Source organism: Promicromonospora sp. NPDC060204 (genome assembly GCF_042728455.1).
Lineage (GTDB): Bacteria > Actinomycetota > Actinomycetes > Actinomycetales > Cellulomonadaceae > Promicromonospora.
The window spans coordinates 1-17,518 of record NZ_JBHWZO010000128.1 but is presented as its reverse complement, the minus strand read 5'-3'; the positions used below and the strand labels follow the sequence as shown (position 1 = coordinate 17,518).

Annotated in this window: 18 protein-coding genes; 8 read left to right on the top strand and 10 right to left on the bottom strand. The window is 73.1% G+C overall.

Annotation, left to right across the window (positions count from 1 at the left end; all coding sequences use genetic code 11):
• Window positions 1-44: 44 nt before the first annotated feature.
• Entirely contained in the window at window positions 45-497 is a 453-nt protein-coding gene (locus ACFWEJ_RS16710; protein WP_377230336.1) for a hypothetical protein, read from the bottom strand.
• Here ACFWEJ_RS16710 and ACFWEJ_RS16705 point away from each other — a divergent pair.
• The 4 genes from ACFWEJ_RS16705 (at window position 474) to ACFWEJ_RS16690 (ending at window position 3,357) form a co-directional block, all read left to right on the top strand.
• Entirely contained in the window at window positions 474-1,184 is a 711-nt protein-coding gene (locus tag ACFWEJ_RS16705; protein ID WP_377230335.1) for an RNA polymerase sigma factor, read from the top strand. The two genes, ACFWEJ_RS16710 and ACFWEJ_RS16705, sit on opposite strands and share 24 nt — an antisense overlap.
• Window position 1,185: 1 nt before the next feature.
• The gene (locus tag ACFWEJ_RS16700) at window positions 1,186-1,671 is read left to right on the top strand and encodes a hypothetical protein (RefSeq protein ID WP_377230334.1); all 486 of its coding nucleotides are present in this window, start codon (window positions 1,186-1,188) and stop codon (window positions 1,669-1,671) included.
• Window positions 1,672-1,757: 86 nt separating this feature from the next.
• Window positions 1,758-2,630, top strand: coding sequence for a CPBP family intramembrane glutamic endopeptidase (locus tag ACFWEJ_RS16695; protein WP_377230333.1), 873 nt, complete (start codon window positions 1,758-1,760; stop codon window positions 2,628-2,630).
• A 13-nt stretch (window positions 2,631-2,643) separates the two neighbouring features.
• Complete coding sequence (locus ACFWEJ_RS16690) at window positions 2,644-3,357, top strand: MerR family transcriptional regulator (RefSeq protein WP_377230332.1); 714 nt, start codon at window positions 2,644-2,646, stop codon at window positions 3,355-3,357.
• Here ACFWEJ_RS16690 and ACFWEJ_RS16685 read toward each other — a convergent pair.
• Together ACFWEJ_RS16685 and ACFWEJ_RS16680 are read right to left on the bottom strand one after the other, a co-directional pair.
• Window positions 3,354-3,803: a nuclear transport factor 2 family protein gene (locus ACFWEJ_RS16685; protein WP_377230331.1), complete on the bottom strand. Its 450-nt coding sequence runs from the start codon at window positions 3,801-3,803 to the stop codon at window positions 3,354-3,356. The two genes, ACFWEJ_RS16690 and ACFWEJ_RS16685, sit on opposite strands and share 4 nt — an antisense overlap.
• 64 nt (window positions 3,804-3,867) lie before the next feature.
• Window positions 3,868-5,064, bottom strand: coding sequence for an MFS transporter (locus tag ACFWEJ_RS16680; protein ID WP_377230330.1), 1,197 nt, complete (start codon window positions 5,062-5,064; stop codon window positions 3,868-3,870).
• A gap of 96 nt (window positions 5,065-5,160) precedes the next feature.
• Between ACFWEJ_RS16680 and ACFWEJ_RS16675 the strand changes: the two genes are divergently transcribed.
• Window positions 5,161-5,754, top strand: a complete 594-nt coding sequence (locus ACFWEJ_RS16675; RefSeq protein ID WP_377230329.1) for a TetR family transcriptional regulator — start codon at window positions 5,161-5,163, stop codon at window positions 5,752-5,754.
• Window positions 5,755-5,768: 14 nt separating this feature from the next.
• On the opposite strand, the gene ACFWEJ_RS16670 is transcribed toward ACFWEJ_RS16675, so the two are convergent.
• Window positions 5,769-6,731: a TIGR03619 family F420-dependent LLM class oxidoreductase gene (locus ACFWEJ_RS16670; RefSeq protein WP_377230328.1), complete on the bottom strand. Its 963-nt coding sequence runs from the start codon at window positions 6,729-6,731 to the stop codon at window positions 5,769-5,771.
• A gap of 12 nt (window positions 6,732-6,743) precedes the next feature.
• Window positions 6,744-7,382, bottom strand: a complete 639-nt coding sequence (locus ACFWEJ_RS16665; protein WP_377230327.1) for an HD domain-containing protein — start codon at window positions 7,380-7,382, stop codon at window positions 6,744-6,746.
• A gap of 105 nt (window positions 7,383-7,487) precedes the next feature.
• Between ACFWEJ_RS16665 and ACFWEJ_RS16660 the strand changes: the two genes are divergently transcribed.
• Window positions 7,488-8,486 (top strand): GlxA family transcriptional regulator, encoded by a 999-nt coding sequence (locus ACFWEJ_RS16660; protein WP_377230326.1) that lies wholly within the window; start codon window positions 7,488-7,490, stop codon window positions 8,484-8,486.
• A 35-nt stretch (window positions 8,487-8,521) separates the two neighbouring features.
• Here ACFWEJ_RS16660 and ACFWEJ_RS16655 read toward each other — a convergent pair whose 3' ends face one another.
• The 5 genes from ACFWEJ_RS16655 to ACFWEJ_RS16635 all read right to left on the bottom strand — a co-directional run bounded on the left by ACFWEJ_RS16655 (window position 8,522) and on the right by ACFWEJ_RS16635 (window position 14,565).
• A complete protein-coding gene (locus ACFWEJ_RS16655) occupies window positions 8,522-9,331 on the bottom strand; it encodes a maleylpyruvate isomerase family mycothiol-dependent enzyme (protein WP_377230325.1) in 810 nt (269 codons plus the stop codon).
• Window positions 9,332-9,489: 158 nt separating this feature from the next.
• Window positions 9,490-10,704, bottom strand: a complete 1,215-nt coding sequence (locus tag ACFWEJ_RS16650) for a sulfotransferase family protein (protein ID WP_377230324.1) — start codon at window positions 10,702-10,704, stop codon at window positions 9,490-9,492.
• A 64-nt stretch (window positions 10,705-10,768) separates the two neighbouring features.
• On the bottom strand, window positions 10,769-12,061 hold the full coding sequence (locus ACFWEJ_RS16645) for a hypothetical protein (protein WP_377230323.1): 1,293 nt from the start codon (window positions 12,059-12,061) through the stop codon (window positions 10,769-10,771).
• A 201-nt stretch (window positions 12,062-12,262) separates the two neighbouring features.
• The gene (locus ACFWEJ_RS16640) at window positions 12,263-13,306 is read right to left on the bottom strand and encodes an NAD(P)-dependent alcohol dehydrogenase (RefSeq protein ID WP_377230322.1); all 1,044 of its coding nucleotides are present in this window, start codon (window positions 13,304-13,306) and stop codon (window positions 12,263-12,265) included.
• The gene (locus ACFWEJ_RS16635) at window positions 13,294-14,565 is read right to left on the bottom strand and encodes an MFS transporter (RefSeq protein ID WP_377230321.1); all 1,272 of its coding nucleotides are present in this window, start codon (window positions 14,563-14,565) and stop codon (window positions 13,294-13,296) included. Before ACFWEJ_RS16635 ends, ACFWEJ_RS16640 begins: the two co-directional genes overlap by 13 nt.
• Before the next feature lie 147 nt (window positions 14,566-14,712).
• On the opposite strand from ACFWEJ_RS16635, the gene ACFWEJ_RS16630 reads away from it, so the two are divergent.
• Window positions 14,713-15,594, top strand: coding sequence for a helix-turn-helix transcriptional regulator (locus ACFWEJ_RS16630; protein ID WP_377230320.1), 882 nt, complete (start codon window positions 14,713-14,715; stop codon window positions 15,592-15,594).
• A 71-nt stretch (window positions 15,595-15,665) separates the two neighbouring features.
• A complete protein-coding gene (locus tag ACFWEJ_RS16625) occupies window positions 15,666-17,486 on the top strand; it encodes a protein kinase (RefSeq protein ID WP_377230319.1) in 1,821 nt (606 codons plus the stop codon).
• Window positions 17,487-17,518 lie beyond the last annotated feature (32 nt).

Here is a 17,518-nt window from a genome sequence, read left to right as displayed (position 1 = left end):
CCCACCACCCCCGCCCGTCCGCCTGCGGGTCGTCGGGGTCCGGCTCAGCCGGTGACGACGAGGCCCTGCTCGGGCTCGCCCGGGACCGACGGGACGGGCCGCGGGTCACGCTGGTCGCTGGGTCCGGTCGCCGGGACGGGCGACGGCGCGCGCTGGTCGGAGGGCCCGGACTCGCTCGGCGCGGCCCGGACGGGCGACGGCTCCCCCTCGTCCGAGGGCTCCGGTGCGGCCTCGGCGGCCGCCGGGGCGGCGTCCTCGGCGGGCCGCTGCGCGGCGTCCTCGGCAGGCTGCTGCCCGGCGTCGGCGGCGACCGACGGCACGGCCGACGGCTCCTCCAGGACGGCGGCGCTGGCCTGCGTGCAGGCCGTGGCCAGCAGCGCGACGGCGAGCGCCCCGCCCGCGGCGGTGACGCCGCGTACGGCCGAGCTCCAGGTGCCACGGCGGCGCGGGGCCGGGGCGGTGGTCGGTGGGACGTGAGTTTTCGGGTTGAGAGTCACGCAGCGGTCAGTGTGCGCCGGGGCGCCTCCCGTCACCGTCCCGGGGTGTGGCGTGGACCACACCGGCAGACTGTGACGACGGGGGCGTTGCCGGACACCGACCCTTGTGCAGACCCGCGCCCGCCATCGCACCCGCCACTGGAGACCACACTGTCCACTCACGCCGAGCCGCGCGACCTCGCACGGGGCACGCTGACACCGGAGCAGACCGAGGCACTGGTCGACGAGCACACCCGCGCCGTGCACCGTTACGCGCGCACGCGGCTGAGCGCCGCCGAGGCCGAGGACGTCGTGGCCGAGGTGTTCCTCATCGCCTGGCGCAAGGGCGAGGTGCCCGACGAGCCGCGCACCTGGCTGCTCGCGATCGCCCGGCGGGTGCTGGCCAACCAGGTCCGCGCCGACCGGCGGCGGGCCGCCCTCGCGGACCGGGCGATGCGACATCCCGCGCCGCCCGGCCAGGACGACGCGCGGCTGGTCGACGAGCTCGACCTGCTGCACCGCGCCCTGGCGCTCCTGCGCCCGGCCGACCGTGAGGTGGTCGAGCTGCTGGCGGCCGCCGAGCTCAGCACCGGAGAGCTGGCCCGCGTGCTCGGCTGCTCCGCGACGACGGCGGCGACCCGCCTGTACCGGGCCCGTCGGCGGCTGCGCGCCGCGTACCGCACCGTGACCGAAGGCCAGGAGGACTGACATGAGAGCGCTGAAGAGTGCGCAGGGCGACCCCCTGGCACGGGCCCGCCGGGCGCTGGACCAGGTCGACGACGAGCTGGACCTGGCCCGCGTCCACGCCGTGACGTCCGGTCACGGCCGGGCGGGCGCGGACCCGCTCCCCGTGGACGAGGACGCCGAGCCCCGGGTCGAGATCCTGACGCCCGGGCAGCGGCCCGCGCGCCCCCGCCGTCGGGCGGCCGCCTGGGCGCTGGCCGCGACCGTCGCGCTGCTGTGCGGCGCGGGGGTCGGTACCGCGATGCTCTGGCCCGGGCCCGGCGAGACGGTTCCCGGGTCGACGCCGCCCGCGTCCCCGGCACCCGAGCGGACCGGACCGACCCAGCCGCCGGCACAGGGGCCGAGCCCGGACCCGCGCGAGTGCTCGCGGGCCTACCCGACGCCGTCGGCCACACCCGAACCCTCGACGGACGAACTGCCGTCGGACGCCTGCGACGCGTCCGAGCCGTGACCGCTCGCTTGCGTCTGCCCCTACGGCACAGTGTCCACTCGGAGGTGGACCACATCGGTCCGCCTCCGAGAGAAAGTTCGATCATCGTGCGCACCACAGAACCCGGCGTCGACAGCTCGCGGCCGTTCGGCGCCCACCTGCGGATGAGCTGGTGGAAGCCGCTCGTCGTCCTCGTCGTGCCGGCACTGGCGATGGTCGTGCTCCAGGTCGTCTTCTACCAGGTGGTCGGCGTCATCGAGGGCAGCGACGACCCAATGTCGGCCACCTTCACGCCGCTGAAGCTCCTGGCGATCAACCTGAGCGTGGCGCTGTCGGGCGTCCTGGCGGTCCTGCTGCTGGCGCGACTGGCCCGGGTGCCGTGGCGCAGCCTCATCAGCTTCCCCCGGGCGTTCGACGGCCGGCGTCTGGCGCAGTACCTGCTCGCCGCCGCCGTGCTGGTCGGGGCCGGGATCGGCGTCGTCGCGCTGGTCGCGCCCGAGTCCCCGGGCTGGGTCGCGTTCGGCGTCTCCGGGACGACGATCCTGATGCTGGTGATCACACTCATCAGCACCCCGCTCCAGTCGGTGGGCGAGGAGCTGATGTACCGCAGCGCCGTCCTGCCCGCGGCCGCGTCCTGGGTGCGCGCGGTGCGCCCGGCGCTCGCCGTCGGGCTCGTGGTCTCCAGCCTCGCCTTCGCGGTGGTCCACGGCTCCAGCGACCCCTGGCTGTTCGGCTACTACACGTTCATCGGCGTCGCCACGGGCCTGATGGCGATCATCAGCCGCGGCATCGAGGCGCCGGCCGCGTTCCACGTCGCCAACAACGTCCTCTTCTCCAGCGTCAACACCCTGATGGCGGACGGCGAGGGCTACACCATCGACCGCTCCACCGACACCGGCGACCCGTCCCTGCTGATCCTCGCCGGCGTCAACGTGGCCATGGTCGTCCTGGTCTGGTTCCGGGAGCGCCGCGCACGATGACGGGGAGCACGCGATGAGCTGGAGCACGCGCGAGGTCGCCGAGCTGTCGGGCACGACGGTGAAGACCGTGCGGTACTACCACGAGGTCGGCCTGCTGGAGGAGCCCGAGCGCGAGCCCAACGGGTACAACAAGCGCTACGAGGTGCGCCACCTGACCCGGCTCCTGCAGATCAAGCGGCTGACCGGCCTCGGCCTGTCGCTGGCGCAGGTCGCGGACCTGGGGACGGCGGGCGACGGTCAGTCCTCGGTGTTCCAGGAGATCGACGCCGAGCTCGCGGCGACCGTCGAACGGATCCAGGGCATCCGGCAGGAGCTGGCCACGCTGGCCCAGCCGGGCGCGACGCCCGACGTCCCCACCGCGTTCCACGGCGTCGCGGGGCGCCTGCGCGACAACGACCGCGCACTCCTGACGATCTACGCCCAGCTGTTCACCGCGGAGTCGATGGACGCGCTGAGCGAGCTCCTGCGGGCCAACCCCCACGAGGCGGTCGACGAGGCCTTCCGCGACCTGCCCCCGGACGCGGACGAGGCCACCCGGCAGGCGCTCGCCGAGCGGATGGCCCCGTTCGTCGGCGCCAACCGGTCGGTGACCATGGAGCCCCGGGCCACGACGCCGCGCCAGGCCGAGGCCGCGCGGAACGCCGTGGGCCAGGCCCTGCAGGCGCTGTACAGCACGGCCCAGCTCGACGTGCTGCGCCGGGCACACGAGCTGAGTGCCCCGGACTAGGGGCGGGCCGCCTCCGAGACGGCCCAGCTGTCCTCGAGCATGTGATAGCGCGTGATCAGCCCGGCGTCGTCCACGGAGATGTCGAAGACGTACTCGCTGTCCATGAGGCGCCCGGTGGCGATCACCCGGGCACGGAAGGTGCCCAGCACCACGGCCCGGTTCCCGTCCGCCATGATCGTGTCGACCTCGAACGCCTCGGGCCGGACGTTCTCGCCGAGCTGGGCGAAGTGCTCGGCGACGCCCGCCCGGCCAACCTTGCGGCCGATCCAGGGCACGTTCTCGGCGTCGCCCTGGATGAACCAGTCGACGTTCTCGTGGAAGCGTTCGGCGAGCTCCTCGGGCGTGGCCCCGGCGAGCCGCGCGTCGAAGTACGCGTTCACCACGGTGCGGACGAGTGAGTCGCTCTGCTGGTCGGTCGGGCCGGGGACTGTGGATCCGGTGGTCATCTGGTCTCCCTGAGGGTTCGGTGGTTGCGGGGTTCGGTGGTGGTCGGGATGAAGAGGTTCGAGGTCATGCGGCGAGGGCGCGCCCGCGTTGCACGGCCCAGATCAGCAGCGCGAGCAGCAGCAGGACGCCGGCGGCGATCATGATCACCGGCCAGCCGCCGAGGCCCCACAGCAGACCGGCGAGCGCGGAACCGATGGTGCCGCCGATGAAGTTGCCGACGACGAACACGGTGTTGAGGCGGCTGCGCCCGGACGGGTCGAGCGACATCATGCGGGTCTGGAGCAGGACCTGCGCCGCCTGCACGCCGATGGAGTACAGCGCGATCGAGACGACGACGGCGACGATCGAGCCCGGCGCGACGCCTGAGACCACGAACGACGCGAGCGACACGACGAGGCCGACGCCGATGGCGGGCGTCGCCAGGCCGCGGTCGTACAGGCGGCCGACCTGCTGTGCCGCGAGGGCGCCCAGGATGCCGACGAGGCTGAGCAGGCCGATCCGGGTCGCCGAGAAGTTGAACGGCTCGCCCGAGAGCAGGAGGGTCAGCCCGGTCCAGTACAGCGTGAAGGTGGCCATCGCCGCGGCGCCCATGAGGCCGAGCCAGCGGGCGGCCCCGCTCGTCACCCAGGTACGGAGCACGGAGGCCAGGAGCGAGCCGTAGCCGATGCGGGCGCGCGGCTCGAGCCGCGGCAGCAGGCGGTACATCACCGACGCCAGCACGAGCATCACGGCGGCGACGATCCCGTACAGGGCGCGCCAGCCGACGAGGTCGGTCACGACGCCGCTGACGGCCCGGGCGATCAGGATCCCGAGCAGCACGCCGGACACGACGGTGCCGATCACCCGGCCGCGCTGCTCGTCCGTCGCGAGGTCACCCGCGAGCGGGGCGAGAAGCTGCCCGGACACGGTGCTCGCGCCGACGAGGGCCAGGGCCACGAGCAGCACCGGGAAGCTCGGGGCGACGGCGCTGACGCCGAGCATGCCGCCGGAGAGCAGCAGGAACGCCGGGATCATGACCTTGCGGTCCACGATGTCGCCGAGCGGGACGAGAAAGAACACACCGACGGCGTACCCGACCTGTGTCACGGTGATGAGCACGCTGGCCGCGCTCGCCGTGGTGCCGAACTCATCGGCGATGGTGTCGAGGATGGGTTGCGACCAGTAGAGGTTGCCGACCGCCGCACCCCCGGCGAGCGCGAGGAGAAAGGCCAGGCCACCGGACACTCCCTGGCGCCGGCGGACCTCGGTTGCTGCTGACATGACCACTTTAACAACGCCAACGTTGGCGTTGTTCCCGAGGAGTACCGTTGTCTCTCGCAGGCAACGCTTCCGTTGGTCGACAGTGAGGATCCGCCCGTGGTCAGGGACGTCGAGGGCACAAAACGCAAGATCGTCGAGGCCGCCACCGCGGAGTTCGTCGCGCACGGGCCCGACGGCACGACCATCGAACGGATCGCCCGCCGTGCCGGCGTCAACAAGGAGCGCGTCTACAACTACTACGGCGGCAAGCCCGAGCTGTTCGCCGTGGTGCTGCGCGAGCAGTTCGCCACGACGGCGGGCGCGGTGCCGCTCGACGCGACGGACGCCGACGCCCTCGGCGAGTTCGCCGGGCAGCTCTACGACTACAGCCGCGAGCGCCCCGAGTTCGTCCGCCTGCTCATGTGGGAGGCCCTGTCGTACTCCGACGAGGTTCCCGACGAGGCGCAGCGACGCAGCACGTATCAGAGCAGATCAGCCGTCATCGAGGAAGGTCAGGCCGCCGGGCGTGTGACGTCGGCGCTCGCACCGGAGGTGCTCCACTTCATCGTCCTCGCGATCGCCGCGTACTGGACGGTGCTGCCCCAGGTGGCGCGCATGGTGACCGGCACGACGGCCGAGGACCCCGAGGACACGGCGCGACGCCGGGCGAGCGTCGTCGCCGCGGCCAGGCGCCTCGCCGATCCCGCGTGATCACGCCGCCCTGATCAGATCCCGGCGGCCGCGGCGAGCTCCCGGAGCTCAAGGGCCGCGTCGAGCATCTGGGCGGTGCTCCGCCACCAGTCCTGCAGGTTCAGGTCGATGATCAGCTCGTCGGCGCCTACGCCGGCGGCCGCGGCGACGTCGTCCAGCACCTGCGCGCGCGTGCCCTCGAAGGCGCGCCGGCCGGGGCCGGCCGGGTGCTCGGAGAACGCGACGTTGGCCACCACGACCATCCGCATCCGGGACGGGTCCCGTCCTGCCGCCGCGGCGGCCTGGCGGATCGCGTCCCAGGCGGTACGGAGCCGCTCGGCGCCGGCGGCACCGGGGGCGGGCGGGATGGGGAGCCAGCCGTCGGCGCGGCGCGCGATGCGCTCCAGCACGCGCGCCCTGGGTCCGCCGGTGGCGGCCGGGTCGACGTCGCCGCCCAGGAGCACCGGGATCGGCGCGGCCGGCTTGGGCAGCACGTAGGCGTCGTCGACGACCGTGCGGGGCCCTCGGTAGCGCACCGGGTCGGGTCCCCAGGCCGCCCGCAGGACGTCGAGAGTCTCGTCGAGCAGCCGGCCGCGGCGGGTCACGTCCGCGCCGACGGCGTCGAACTCGTCGACCGACCAGCCGGTGCCGAGACCCGCGACGAACCGCCCGCCGCTGATCTGGTCGATCGTCGCCATGCTCTTCGCGAGCTGGAGCGGAGGGTGCAGGCCGGCGATCATGACGCTGGTGCCCAGGCTGACCCGCTCGGTCACCACGGCCGCGGCCGTCAGCACCGCCAGCGGGTCCGCCGCCTGCCGGTACGCGGACGGCCACGGCTCGCCCGGCGTCAGCGTGTTGCGCGGCGCCACGGGGAACAGCAGCCGCTCCCACGCCCAGACGCTGTCGAAGCCGGCCTGTTCGGCCGCACGGGCCACGTCCGTGACGTCATGACGCAGGTCGGTGCCCACGCGCTGGGGCAGGCGCAGTCCGAGTCTCATGGGTGCGGCCCCTCAGCTCTGCCACGGCGAGCCGAGGACCCGCTCGACCGTCGTCGTCAGCCGGAGACCGGGGATGAAGTGCTCCAGGATGTCGGCGTTGACCGTGCCGTTCGCCGTCTCGGGCCGGTGCCGCAGGCCCTCCACCGTCTGGCGCAGGAACTCGTTCTTGAAGTCACCGCGCGGGTGCGCCGCGACGATCTCCTCGACCTGCCCGGGGTCCAGGTCGTCCAGGCCGAACCCCACCACGTCGGTCAGGACGCCGAGCTGGGTCACCGCGATCTCCGGGGCCATCCGGACGGGGATGCCCGGCGTGGTGTGCAGCGCGACGGCGGCCCAGACGGTCTCCGCGGCGCTCGCCGGGAAGCCTTGCCGCGCGAGGAACTCCCGCGCGTGGTCCGCGCCGTCGACCTCGAAGCGCTGCTCGGCGGTCGAGTACGGGTGCGCCAGGCCGACGTCGTGGAACATCGCGGACACGTACAGCAGCTCCCGGTTCGGCCGGAGGCCGAGCCGGCGCGCGTGCAGCAGGCCGAACAGGTAGACGCGGCGGGAGTGGTGGTAGATGACGGGGCTGAGCATGGCCCGGACGCGCTCGGTCGCCTCGGCGACCACCGCCGTCCGGGGAATCTCCGGCCCCTCGCTGAGCTCTGGCATCTCCCCATGCTGTGCCCCGCACCCCGCCCGGCGCCGCCCTCGACCGGCCACGAACCCCCGAAATCCGGACAGGGGCGCCGCTCCGCCGTGTGCTACCAATGGACGGTGCCCACGCCCGTCGCACCCCCGCACCACGTCGCGATCCTCGTCTACGACGGCGTGACGCTCCTGGACCTCGCCGGCCCCGCGCAGGCGTTCGCCGAGGCGAACCGCCTCGGTGCCGACTACCGGCTGACGCTCCTGTCCCCCGACGGCGCGGACGTCACCTCGAACATCGGGGTGCGGATCCCTGTCGACGGGCCGGTCTCCGCCGGCGAGGCCGCCGACACCTTCCTGGTCCCCGGCGCCGACATCTACCCTCGCACCCGCGTCCCCCGCGACCTCGCGAACGCCGCGCGGGTACCCGCCGCGACGGCCGGCCGGGTCGCGTCGGTCTGCACCGGTGCCTTCGTCCTCGCGGCCGCCGGCCTGCTCGACGGCAAGCGTGCCACCACGCACTGGAAGGTCACCCACGAGCTCGCCGCCCGGTGCCCGACGTGCCACGTCGACCCCGACGCCATCTACGTCCGCGACGGCACCACCTGGACGTCGGCGGGCGTGACGGCCGGGATCGACCTCGCGCTCGCCCTCGTCGAGGAGGACCACGGGGCCGACGTCGCGCGCGACGTCGCTCGCTCCCTCGTGGTGTACATGCAGCGCGCGGGAGGCCAGTCCCAGTTCTCGGCACCGCTCCAGGCCCAGCCGCCCCGCTCCCCCGCGCTGCGCACGATCACCGACCTGGTGGTCGCGGACCCCGGCGGGCGGTACTCCCTCGCGGACCTCGCCCGGCACCTCAACGTGAGCACCCGACACCTCTCGCGGCTCTTCCAGGACGAGCTGGCCACGACACCGGCCCGGTACGTGGAGGACATCCGGTTCGACCTGGCCAGGGCCCTGCTCGACCAGGGGCACACCGCGACCCGGGCCGCGGCGCTCGCCGGGTTCCCGAGCTACGAGAGCCTGCGCCGGGTCTTCGCCCGGAAGCTGTCCACGAGCCCCGCCGCCTACCAGCGCCGGTTCTCGACCACCCGGAGGGCCTCGGCCGCGCCCGACTCCTCGGGGTAGTGCGACGTCCGGCGCACAGGCGTCCGGCACGCAGGTCAGTCCGCGACGTGCGCCGTGTTGTCCAGCCAGTGCCGCACGAGGCCGGCGTCCCCCTCGACACCGACGCCGGCACCGTCACCGGCGCCCAGCGGGATCCGCCGGGTCAGCGTCAGCAGCAGTGCCCCCGCGGTTCCCGTCACCGTCACGTCGGCCGGCCGGCTCCCCGGCCGCCAGGTCGCGCCGTCGGGCCGCCGCTCGACGAACCACGCGCCGTCGCCGTCCGCGGTGTCGGTCGCCCGCAGCTGAAGGACCTGCCCGGTGCCCCGGATCGCGTGGGCGGACTCGGGCCGCAGTGCCGCCCACGTGGGCGAGGTGAGCATCGCGAGGTGGTGGCCGACGAGCTCGGCCGCCACGGCGGCGTCGATGTCGGCCCGAGGCGGCCCACCGGCCGCACCGGCGCCGTCGAACGCGTGCACGACCGACTCGTTGAGCTCGTTGATCAGCCAGAACCGTGCCCCGGACCGCTCGTCCCCCGCGGCGTTGAACACCTGCGCGTCGAGAGCGTCGTCGGAGAACGCGGACGCGACCCGCACCGAGGACTCCGCCAGCCACTCCGCCCACCGACCGGGGTCGGCGGGGAGGTCGGGCACGTCCGTGGGCAGGTCAGCGGGGTCGGTGATCCGCCGCTCGATGATCTGCGCGGTCCAGTGCTGGGTCTGGCCCACGTGCGCGACCAGGTCCGTGACGGTCCATTCCGGGGCGGTGGGCACCGCGGCGTCCGGCCCGGCCGCGGCGGCCGCCTCCGCCAGCCGCCCGGTGTGCTCGATGATCGCCCGCCGGGCGTGTTCCGTGGTCAGCTCGGTCATCGCGTCGTCCGTTCCCTCGGTCGGTCGTTCTCTGGCTGACGAGGGACGCCGGCCGAACTCATCGACCGCCGTCACGCCTCGACGGACCAGCGTCTCGCCGTCCGTCAGCGTGGTCGTGGCACGGGCGAGCTCGCCCAGGCGGACGGGACGATCGGCGGTCAGAGCTCGACGGCCGCCTCCGCGTCGCGCATGTCGAGGCGGTCCAGGAGCCGGTTGTACGGCGCGAACGTCTGCTCGACCTCTGCCGGATCGAGGTAGTGGGACAGGTCGTACTGGTGCGAGGGGGTGCCCTTGGGCTTGGCGATCACGTCGGCCAGGTTCTCCTGGTCGCGGGTGGTCCAGGTGGCCCCGATCGCGGCGTACAGCCGGGGCACCTCGGTGAACGGGTCCGCGGACAGCTTGTGGTACGGCACGTCCACGATGGAGGCCGGCGGCAGGCTCCGCCGCAGCTCCAGGCCCCGCTCGACCTGCGTGAACAGGTGGTCCAGGGCGAACCTCCCGATCTCCTTGCGGTCGGTGTCGTGCTGGTACATCCCCCAGAACGTCTCCACGAGGCTGCAGAACGACCCGATGACCGTGACCGGGTCACGGTGGGTCCACACGAACGTCGCGTCCGGGAACACCTTCCGGATGACGTCCATGTCCTCCAGGTGCGCCGGGTACTTCAGCACCCAGCGCTTGGGCTCGCGCCCGTGCTGCAGCACCTGCAGCGCCCGCTTGAGGTACTCGTAGTCGGCGGTCACGTCCCGCCCGGCCGCCCAGGCGGAGTAGGAGGGCATGAGGCCGTGCAGGATCGGCCAGTGGCTGCCGTGGGGCAGGATGAACATCGACTCCTCGGGCTTGTCGATGTTGATCGGGTGGATGTGCGGGATGTCGGGCGCGAACTTCTCCATCATGGTCGCGCCCTGCTGGAGCTGCTTGATCAGCTTCCGGGCGGACTGCGGGTCGTCCAGGCCGGTGGTCTGCATCTCCCACAGCAGCGGGGCGCGGTGGTCGGGCGAGGCCGACAGGACCCGGTGGGCCAGGGTCGTGGCGGTGCGCGGCAGCCCGCACACGATCACGGGTGCGGCGATCTCCTCCTCCGCGATCCGCGGGCGCTCGGCCAGCATGCGGTCGATCCGCAGCCGGTTGACGTACCGGGCCTTGACGTCGGCGGTGATGAGGTACCAGCCCAGCGGCGACAGCCGGGGCATCTCGGCCGCCGCCCGCACGACCACCGCGAGCTCGGCGGCGAACTGGGGGTCGGCGGTCCCGGCCTCCTTCTCGACCTGCGCGACCGCCTTGGCCCAGGACGCGTCCGGGTCCTGGTAGCCCTTGATCACAGGGGCTAGCACGGTGTTCAGCACGCGGGTCGTGCGGGAAGTGCGACTCACTGGTCCTCCGGGGATGTATGTAGATGTGCTCGTCGGGACGTGCTCGGGTGTGGACGCGCTCGGGTCAGCCGGCCAGGCCGGTGGGGCGCAGCGTGACCGGCAGCGACGCGGGGCGGCGGAAGCGGAAGTCGGGTGCCCAGCGGATCTGCTCGGCGCCGGTCGTGAGGACGGGTTCGACCTGGCGCAGGAGCGTCTCGACCGCGGTGCGGACGATCAGCCGGGCCTGGCGGGGCGCGGGGCACCGGTGGGCGCCCGCGCCCCAGGCCAGGTGGGCCCGGTTGCCGAGCCCGTCCCAGGTGCCGTCGCCGCGGATGCTCGGGTCCGAGGCCGCAGCCCCGACGGCCAGGAGGACGGCGTCCCCGGGCTCGACGTAGGCGCCGTCCCCGAACAGGTGCCCCTCCTTGACGGCGAACCGGGGCGCCATGACGGTCACCGGCGACGCGTCCCACAGGACCTCGTCCAGCGCCTCGTCGGTCCCGAGCCGGCCGCCGGCCAGGCGCCGGGCGAACTGCTGGTCGCTCAGGGCGAGCAGCAACGCCTGCCCCAGCCACGCCTGCATGCCCAGGCTCGCCCCGGTCGCCACCGACAGCATCCCGGCCACCGCCTCGTCGGTGCCCTCGTAGGCGGCGTGCTGCGCGAGCAGGCCGGACGGCGTCGGGGCACCGTTGGCGTCGCGTCCCATGACCTGCCCGCCGAGCACGAAGCTCAGCTCGTCGACGCTCGCGGCATCGCCCTCCCCCGCCGCGAGGGCGTCGGCGATCTCGAACACCTGGCGGCCGGTCGCCGGGTCCAGCCCCAGGACGGTGCCGAACGCGAGACGAGTCACCGGGAGCACGTAGTGGCGCATCAGGTCGACCTCCCGGTCGGCCCCGTAGTCGCGACCGAGCTCGTCGAGCACCTGGTCGCACGCCGCCCGGGTGACGCGACCGACCTCGGCGGCGTCGACGGCCTCCAGCATCTCGTCCAGCGGTCCGCGCAGCCGGGCGTGCACCGGCCCGGACGCCGTCTCCACCCGCTGCCCGACCCGCGGCCGGAACAACGACCGCAGCGGGGCGGGCAGCGACCCCGGCTCCCCGTTCCAGACGCCGGTGTCGGTCGTCACCATGCTGGAGTCCCGGGCGAGCATGACGATGGTCTGGTACCCGCTCACCAGCCAGGCTCGCGCGCCGGACCCGAGATCGACCGGAAGGGCCTCGCCCCACTCCTGCCGCAGGCCGGACCACGCGGCGTCGATATCGCGCGCCGAGAGCACCTCACCCAGCACCGGGACCGTCTCGGGGTCGTACAGGCGCATCCGGTACCCGCCGGAGGCCGAGCCGTCCAGCACCGAGCCCGAGCCGCGCGCAGCCACAGTCACATTCGGATCCGTCATCGTCCTCTTCCGCCAAGGGCCAGGGCGAGATTTCCCAGACGACAGAGACGATAGCGACATATAGGCCGTATCAGGCCTTTTTCACCACCCCTGGTTTCCCTTCCGGATTCCAGACCGTGGAACACCACGCCGAAGCTCCTCGACCGGGGCACCGACGCCGTGTCGCAGGCCGCCGTTGTCGTGTGCTCAGGCAAACGTCTTGGTGTCGATGACGAAGCGGTAGCGCACGTCGGACGCGAGGACGCGCTGGTAGGCCTCGTTGATGGAGTCGGCGCCGATGAGCTCCGTCTCGGGCAGGATGTCGTGCTCGGCGCAGAATTCGAGCATCTCCTGCGTGACCTTGATCCCGCCGTTGGCGGAGCCCGCGATGGAGCGGCGGTGGGTGATCAGCTTCATCGGGGTGACGCTCAGGGCGTCCGTCGGCGCGCCGAGCAGGACGAGGGTGCCGTTGACGGCGAGGAGGTCCACGTACCGGTCGTAGTCCAGGCCCGCGGAGACGGTCGAGAGGATCAGGTCGTACTCCCCCTGGTGCTCGTGGAGCGTCTGCGGGTCCTCGGTCGCGAAGTAGTGGTCCGCCCCGAACGCGAGGCCGTCGTCCTTCTTCGCGAGGGTGCGCGAGAGCACGGTGACCTCGGCCCCGAGGGCGTGGGCGAGCTTGACGCCGACGTGGCCGAGTCCGCCCATGCCGATGATCGCGACCCTCGTGCCGGGGCCGGCATTCCAGTGCTTGAGCGGGGAGTACAGGGTGACGCCCGCGCACAGCAACGGGGCGACCTTCTCCATCGGCAGCGACTCGGGGATGCTGAGCACGAAGCGCTCGTGGATGACGGTGGCCTGCGAGTAGCCGCCCTGGGTGATGCTGCCGTCGACATCGACGCCGGCGTAGGTCTGGATGTTGCCTCGCAGGCAGTACACCTCTTCGCCGTCGGCGCACTGCTCGCACTCGCCGCACGAGCCCGACTCGCAGCCGACGCCGACGCGGTCGCCGACCTTGTGTCCGGTGACCTCGGAGCCGGTCGCGGCGACGTGGCCGACGATCTCGTGCCCGACGACCTGCGGGTAGGCGATCTCGCCCCACTCACCGCGGACGGTGTGGATGTCGGAGTGGCAGATCCCGGCGTAGTCGATCTCGATGAGGACGTCGTGCGGACCGAGGTCGCGCCGTTCGATCGTCATCGGCTCCAGGGGTGCGGTCGCGGACACCGCGCCGTAGGCGTTCACAGTGCGCATGATGGGTTCTCCGTTCGTGGTGGGTAAGGGTTCGTCGGCCCCTGTCGACGTCGGGACACGATCGCGAGGGCGGCCGTGGGCACGAGGGTGAGCGCGACGACGGCGGTGCCGACTGCCGCGGGACCGTCGAGGCCGAGGGGCGAGGCGAGCGCGGCTCCGCCGAGGCCGGTGCCGATGGCGGTCCCGACGTTGAAGGCGGCCACGCTGAGTGCCGAGCCCATCGTGGCGGCGCGACCTGCGTGGCTCACCGCGAGGTGGATCAGGACGCCGTTGGCGCTGAGCCCGAACAGTCCGAGGAGTGCGACCAGGGCGATCAGCGCGGGCGCGGACCCGGACAGCAAGGCGATGCCGAGCAGGATGACGGTGGTCACGGCCGGAGTCATGATGGTCACCAGGCGCGGGTGGGCGTCACCCAGGCGGCCGCCGACGAGTGTCCCGGCGAACGAGCCGACGCCGAACACGGTCAGGACGAGCGGCACCAAGGTGGGCGACACCCCCGCCTGGTCGGTGAGCACCGGTGCGATGAACGAGTACGCGGCGAGCACCCCGCCGGTGGTCGTGACGCACGCGGCCAGCACGAGCCACAGCCGCGCCGAGCGCAGGTCGGCCAGCTCGGTGCGCAGGGACTCGGCCCGCTGAGCGGGTACATCGCGAGGCACGAGGCGGGCGATGAACATGCTCGCCACCGCGGCGGCGACCGCCAGCGCCCAGAACGTCCCGCGCCAGCCCACCGCCTGCGCGACGAGGGCGCCGAGCGGCACGCCGAGCACGGTGGCGAGCGAGCCACCGGCTCCGACGACGCTGATCGCGCGCGAGCCCAGGGCGGGGCCGGCCTCGCGGGCTGCGACGACGGCGGCCACCGCCCAGAACGCCCCGGTCGCCAGGGCCGTGACGAACCGGGCGACCATCAGAAGCGCCAGGTCCGAGGCGAGCGCGACGAAGACGTGCCCGAGGACGAAGACTGCGAGGGCCAGAAGCAGCGTCGTCCGCCTGGACAGCCGTGTGGTCAGCAGCGCCATCGAGGGGGCGCCGACCACCAGCCCGACGGCGAACACCGTGATGAGCGAGCCGGCCGAGGCCAGCGTGATCCGCAGGTCACCGGCGATCTCAGGCAGGATGCCCGCCACGACGAACTCTGTCGTCAGCATCAGGAACGTGCCGAGCGCGAGCACGTAGGCGACCAGCGGCAGCCGGTTCGCCGACGGGACGTCGATGGAGGGACGGGCCCGGACCAGAGCCGTTCGGGCTTCCTCGGTCATGGATGAACCTCAGATCCTTGTCGTGTGCGGTCGCCGGAGGGCGACGTCGTCCAGTTCAACCCTGTCGGCACGAGCGGGGAAGGTTGCGTCTGTGGGGGTACAACCTCGACCCCCCTCACCGGTCAGCTCGTGCGTACCGTGGACGGCATGGACAACCGCTCGGACATCCGGGACTTCCTGGCCAGCAGGCGGGCCCGGCTCACACCCGACCAGGTCGGGCTTCCCACCAGCTCCCGTCGCCGGGTGCCCGGGCTGCGCCGTGAAGAGGTCGCCGTGCTCGCCGGGGTGAGTACCGAGTGGTACACCCGCCTCGAGAAAGGCCACATCGCCGGCGTCTCCGAGGAGGTGCTGGACGCCGTCGCCCTCGCCCTGCGGCTCGACGACGACGAGCGCACCTACCTGTTCGACCTCGCTCGGGCCGCGCGCCCCGCGCGCCGCCAGGCTGCCCGCAAGCGTGAGGCCCCGATCGCGCCCGCCGTGCAGTGGATGCTCGACTCGATCACCATGTCGGCGGCGTTCGTCCGTAACGGGCGCCTGGACGTGCTCGCGACCAACCCGCTCGCCAGAGCGCTGCACGCCCCGATGTTCGCGAGCGAGACGACCACGGGTCACGGGCGCGCGAACTTCGCGCGCTACCACCTGCTCGACCCGAGCTCGCGCGACTTCTTCGTCGACTGGGACGACGGGGCCGCGAGCAGCGTCGCGCTCCTGCGCGCCGAGGCCGGACGCGAACCCTACGACAAGGCGCTACGAGACCTCGTCGGCGAGCTCTCGACCCTGAGCCCGGAGTTCCGAACCCTGTGGGCCTCCCATGACATCCGCATCAGCCACCACGGGACCAAGCGGCTCCACCACCCCGACGTGGGCGACCTGGAGCTCACGTACCAGTCGGTCGACCTCCCGACGGCAGGCCGCGCCGTCTACGACATCTCGCTCTACACCGCAGAACCCGGCACTGCGCACGAGGAACGACTCCGGCTCCTCGGGAGTCTGACCGCCCCCGACCAGCCCAGGCCTGCCGAGCTCTAGGTGTGGCGTCAGCGGCGGGTAGAACTCCCCTCGCAGCGGGTGAAGCCGACCACGTCCGTTACGCTCCTTCCGTGCTGTCCGCCGTGGTCCGACGTGTCCCAGTGCCCGAGGTCAAGCCTCCCGCCGCCGACGACCCGCCCGAGATCGGCGGCTACGAGATCCGCGGCCGGCTCGGCCAGGGCGGCATGGGCGTGGTCTACCTCGGCGCGACCCGCAGCGGCCGCCTGCTCGCGATCAAGGTGATCCACCCCGAACGCACGGGCGAGAGCGAGTTCCGCACCCGGTTCCGCCGCGAGGTATCCGCCGCCACGCGACTGCGCAGCCACCGCACGGCGGCCGTCGTCGACTACGACGTCGACGCGCCCACACCCTGGCTCGCCACCGAGCACGTGCCCGGACCCACCCTCGCGCAGGCCATCACCGAGCTCGGCACCCTGCCCGAGGACGCCGTCCGCGAGCTCGTCACCGGCCTCGCCGAGGCCCTGGACGCGATCCACCGCCAAGGCCTCGTCCACCGCGACGTCAAGCCCACCAACGTGCTGCTCGGCCCCGACGGGCCGGTCCTGATCGACCTGGGCGTCGTCGCCGACTCCGACGCGACCTCGCTGACCACCACCGGTGTCCAGCCGGGCACGCCCCAGTTCATGTCACCCGAGCAGGCCCGCGGCGAGGCCGTGACCGCCGCGACCGACGTGTGGTCGCTCGGCGCGGTCGCGCACCTCGCGGCGACTGGCACTCCGCCGTTCGGGACGGGCAGCCTGGCCACGGTCACCTACCGGATCGTGCACGAACCGCCCGCCCTTAAGGACGTGCCGGCCGGCCTGCGGGGTCTGGTGACCGCGTGCCTGGCCAAGGACCCCGCCGCCCGCCCGACGACGGCAGCGGTGCTCGCCTCGCTCGCCCCCCTGCCGCTGGTCGAGCCCGAGGTCACCGGCCTGACCGGCGCCGGCGTGGCCGGCGCGGACACCGTGCTGGGCGCGGAGCAGGAGCCGAGCCCGGTCCCGGAGGCTCCCGCACCGAGCAAGACACGGCGCCGGGTCCTGACCGGCCTGGTCGCGCTCGGCCTGGTGCTGGCCGGTGGTGGGGCCGCGGCGGCGCTCGTGCACTTCCTGGGCCCGGATGACACGCCCAGCACGGGCAGCACGCTCCAGGCCGAGGAGTCCGCGCCCGCGGAGCCCTCCGGCACGCCCAGCCCCAGCCCCAGCCCGAGCACGAGCACGAAGGAGTCGTCGACGAAGCCGTCGGCGTCGCCCAGTGCCCCGACCACCCCCGTCGACGAGCCGGACGACGGAGCGGCCGAGGAGCAGGACGCCGTCCTGACCCAGTTCCGGCCGGGCACCGTGTCGATCCCGGCGCAGGTCGCGGTCGGCCAGAAGGTCACCGCGTGGCCGAAGAACTGGGCGCCGCAGCCGGCCAGCAGCACGTGCGTGTGGAGCATCGGCGGCGAGGAGCGGGACAACCTCGGGTCGTGCAGCTACACCGTCGCGATCGGCGACGTGGGCAAGCCCGTCCAGGTCAAGCTGACCGGCACCCGGTCGGGGTACGCCGAGACCGCGGTGCTCTCCAACGCCACCGGCGCCGTGCCGCAGCCGAACGTGCCGAAGCCGAGCTGCGCGGTACGCCTGAGCCCTGGCGAGGTGAACTCCGGCTGGTTCGCCCACTGCGAGTTCGAGGAGGACCCCGAGGTCACCTACACGTGGTCGTGGGTCGACGTCACCGAGGACGAGACCATCAGGTGGGGCAACTACACGCCCAGCCGGCGCATCTGGATCGGCGGCGGCAGGGCCGGCCATCAGGCGCGGGTGACGGTGACGGCGGAGCGGGACGGCTACCGCACGTCCAGCTTCGGCACGAACTTCCTCCTGCCGAACGAGTGGGTGCCCGCCGGCTGACCACGCACGAACGCCTCGGGTCCCGTGGGACC

Excerpts from the sequence above, each read along its gene's own strand:
- ACFWEJ_RS16700 (WP_377230334.1), top strand. The coding sequence starts at position 1,186 with ATGAGAGCGCTGAAGAGTGCGCAGGGCGACCCCCTGGCACGGGCCCGC.
- ACFWEJ_RS16690 (WP_377230332.1), top strand. The coding sequence starts at position 2,644 with ATGAGCTGGAGCACGCGCGAGGTCGCCGAGCTGTCGGGCACGACGGTG.
- ACFWEJ_RS16685 (WP_377230331.1), bottom strand. The coding sequence starts at position 3,803 with ATGACCACCGGATCCACAGTCCCCGGCCCGACCGACCAGCAGAGCGAC.
- ACFWEJ_RS16680 (WP_377230330.1), bottom strand. The coding sequence starts at position 5,064 with ATGTCAGCAGCAACCGAGGTCCGCCGGCGCCAGGGAGTGTCCGGTGGC.
- ACFWEJ_RS16670 (WP_377230328.1), bottom strand. The coding sequence starts at position 6,731 with ATGAGACTCGGACTGCGCCTGCCCCAGCGCGTGGGCACCGACCTGCGT.
- ACFWEJ_RS16665 (WP_377230327.1), bottom strand. The coding sequence starts at position 7,382 with ATGCCAGAGCTCAGCGAGGGGCCGGAGATTCCCCGGACGGCGGTGGTC.
- ACFWEJ_RS16655 (WP_377230325.1), bottom strand. The coding sequence starts at position 9,331 with ATGACCGAGCTGACCACGGAACACGCCCGGCGGGCGATCATCGAGCAC.
- ACFWEJ_RS16640 (WP_377230322.1), bottom strand. The coding sequence starts at position 13,306 with ATGCGCACTGTGAACGCCTACGGCGCGGTGTCCGCGACCGCACCCCTG.
- ACFWEJ_RS16635 (WP_377230321.1), bottom strand. The coding sequence starts at position 14,565 with ATGACCGAGGAAGCCCGAACGGCTCTGGTCCGGGCCCGTCCCTCCATC.
- ACFWEJ_RS16630 (WP_377230320.1), top strand. The coding sequence starts at position 14,713 with ATGGACAACCGCTCGGACATCCGGGACTTCCTGGCCAGCAGGCGGGCC.